This window comes from Paracoccus halophilus, from assembly GCF_000763905.1.
Lineage (GTDB): Bacteria > Pseudomonadota > Alphaproteobacteria > Rhodobacterales > Rhodobacteraceae > Paracoccus > Paracoccus halophilus.
Genome location: NZ_JRKN01000111.1, coordinates 1 through 565, shown reverse-complemented (window position 1 = coordinate 565; position 565 = coordinate 1). Strand labels below are relative to the sequence as shown.

Here is a 565-nt window from a genome sequence, read left to right as displayed (position 1 = left end):
CCAGCCAGCGGATGGACCTCGTCGAGACTGGCAAGCCGCTGATGATCAGGCCTGCGGATATCGGCAATGTCATTCAGCCTGCCACTGAGCGAGGATAATATGGTGATCAAGTTTACGAAAGAACAGAAGGTCGATGGCTACCTCAGGGACGATGATAGCTTTGCCGACTGGTACGTGGGCGACTTCATGCGAAAGAACTTGCCGGACTTTTAATATTCAGTTTCCGCGCAGGGCAAGCGGGAAATGACGATTAATGGCCGCGCCTATGCGCGCCAGTTGGGCTTTGCGGACGCCGAATCGCAGGCACATTTTGCCACGTTCATGTGGGCGATTGGCGAAAATTTCTTCATGCATCAGGGCCTTATGGGTCCTGACCCTAGGCTCCAGACCCATTGATTTAGGGCTGTTCGCGTGATTCAGGCTCTGCAAGGAGACCTGATCCATGAGCAACCTTTTCTGGCTGACTGACGCGCAGATGGAGCGTCTGAAACCCTATTTCCCGAAGTCCCACGGCAAGCCACGCGTTGACGACCGTCGTGTGCTGAGCGGCATAATATTCATCAAT

General features: G+C 54.2%; 1 protein-coding gene and 1 pseudogene. One reads left to right on the top strand and one right to left on the bottom strand.

The window, feature by feature from the left end; all coding sequences use genetic code 11:
- Positions 1-216 precede the first annotated feature (216 nt).
- Positions 217-354: a hypothetical protein gene (locus IT41_RS21825; protein WP_231564847.1), complete on the bottom strand. Its 138-nt coding sequence runs from the start codon at positions 352-354 to the stop codon at positions 217-219.
- Between the two features lie 88 nt (positions 355-442).
- Between IT41_RS21825 and IT41_RS19300 the strand changes: the two are divergent.
- Positions 443-565 (top strand): annotated as a pseudogene (locus tag IT41_RS19300) (IS5/IS1182 family transposase); the annotation flags it as partial.